Source organism: Polynucleobacter sp. 35-46-11, from assembly GCF_002281105.1.
This window is the reverse complement of record NZ_NCFJ01000494.1, coordinates 1-1,856: the sequence shown is the minus strand read 5'-3', so window position 1 is coordinate 1,856 and position 1,856 is coordinate 1. Positions and strand designations below refer to the sequence as shown.

General features: G+C 46.3%; 2 protein-coding genes. One reads left to right on the top strand and one right to left on the bottom strand.

Annotation, left to right across the window (positions count from 1 at the left end):
* Positions 1-241: hypothetical protein (locus B7Y67_RS16780; protein WP_293599604.1), on the top strand; the 241-nt coding region annotated here is incomplete at its 5' end.
* On the opposite strand, the gene B7Y67_RS16775 is transcribed toward B7Y67_RS16780, so the two are convergent.
* The coding region (locus tag B7Y67_RS16775) for a molybdopterin dinucleotide binding domain-containing protein (RefSeq protein ID WP_293599603.1) at positions 208-1,856 on the bottom strand (1,649 nt) is incomplete at its 5' end. The genes B7Y67_RS16780 and B7Y67_RS16775 overlap by 34 nt on opposite strands.

The following is a 1,856-nucleotide window of genomic DNA, read 5'->3' as shown; positions in this document are numbered from 1 at the left end:
GTCTGCTTGGAGTCTAGATCCCAGCTCAGATGAATCCAAAAAGGGATTTTTACTCAATCACCTCATTTCCGAAGAACTATCACTGGGTGGATTTTCAGTGAGCAATTCGGATCCAATCACAGGACAAGCTGGTTGGTACGACGTACGGGTCAAATTAGCTGCAGCAGATGAAAATGAACCAGAAGAAACGTGGCCGCAAGTCAAGGCCTATCGCGTACCTGGATCAACCGCTTCCGAGTGACGCGCCATGCACTTGACCTTACCCCATTGTGATTCGATCCACATCCAGGCGCCATCATTAATGCCATGTTCGAGTGCTGTTTTGGTGTTTACATATAGATAGTTATGGCTATGAATTTGTCTAAGCCAGGCATTTTGAGAATCCCAGGAGTGATACATCGCCATGGGACGCTGAGTGATTGCATTCAAACTATATTTCTCTAGATCGGTAACCTCATCCTCAAGTGGCGGATACCAAAATGGTAGCGGATCAAAATATTTCACAATTCGTGATTTGAGATGCTCTGGAGGAGTTGCTCCTGGTCTTTGACCTTTTGCTGCCAATCGAAATTTTTGCAAAATATCCGAATAAATTGCGATCATGATAGGGTCATTTTTTTGGCGAAGCGCATTTGCTTTGCTAAAGTCAAGATAGCCTCTATTCCAATTGCGCATGTATTGATGCTCTACCGGCATTTTGTAATGAAAGACGCAATTGTTTTCAGCGTAGCGTTTCCATTGATCTGGATTTGGCTCGCCGCGAAGACTCTTTTCACCGTCTTTACCGCGCCATCCTGCTAAAAATCCAATCCCAGAATTAGGGGCGGTTTCAAAGCGGGTAATAAAGTCTGGATAGTCTTTGAATTTGCGACTACCATCTTCCGCGGTAAACGCCGGGAACTTTAGGCGCGAAGCTAGCTCAATTAAGACCTCTTGGAAGGGTTTGCACTCGCCGGTAGCTGGTAGAACTGGAATACGCACTGAATCTACCGGCCCATCAAACTCTGAAATTGGTCGATCGAGCAAACTCATTGCATCGTGGCGCTCTAGATACGTGGTGTCGGGTAAAACGAGATCGGCAAAATCAACCATTTCAGATTGAAATGCATCGCAAACTACAAGAAATGGAATTTTGAATTCGCCGTCAGTGTTCTTAGAATTCAATAAATCGCGAACCTCCATGGTATTCATGGTGGAATTCCATGACATATTTGCCATGAAAATCATGAGCGTATCAATGGAGTAGGGATCACCTTTGACGGCATTGGTAATCACGTTATGCATAAGTCCATGAGCTGCTAGAGGGTGCTCCCAAGTGTAGGCCTTGTCTATGCGTAGTGGCGTACCGTCTTTATCTAGCGCAAGATCCTCTGGCTGTGTGGGCCAACCGAGTGGTGCCTTACCCAATGGTGTGTTGGGTTTAATGTCATTCTCTGAAGAGGGTGGCTTGACATTTGGAGGAACTTGTCTTGGGTAAGGGGCTTTATGTCTAAAGCCACCAGGTCTGTCGATCGTACCAATCAGTGACATTAATACCGCCAAACCGCGCGTCGTTTGAAAACCATTGGAATGTGCTGCTAGGCCACGCATCGCATGAAATGCAACTGGTCGCGCCGTCACTGATTGATGCTCTTTACCCCAGGCATCAGTCCATTGCACTGGCATTTCAAATGCTTGCTCAAAAGCCGCTTGACCAATTTCATTGGCTAATTTTTTAATACGCTCAGCTGGAATACCGGTAATTGAGGCTGCCCACTCAGGCGTTGTTTCTTGAACCTGCCTGCGTAATAGCTCGAATGCAGACGCAACTTTTTTGCCTTGGTGTGGTCCTGCACCCATGATGAATTCACCACACA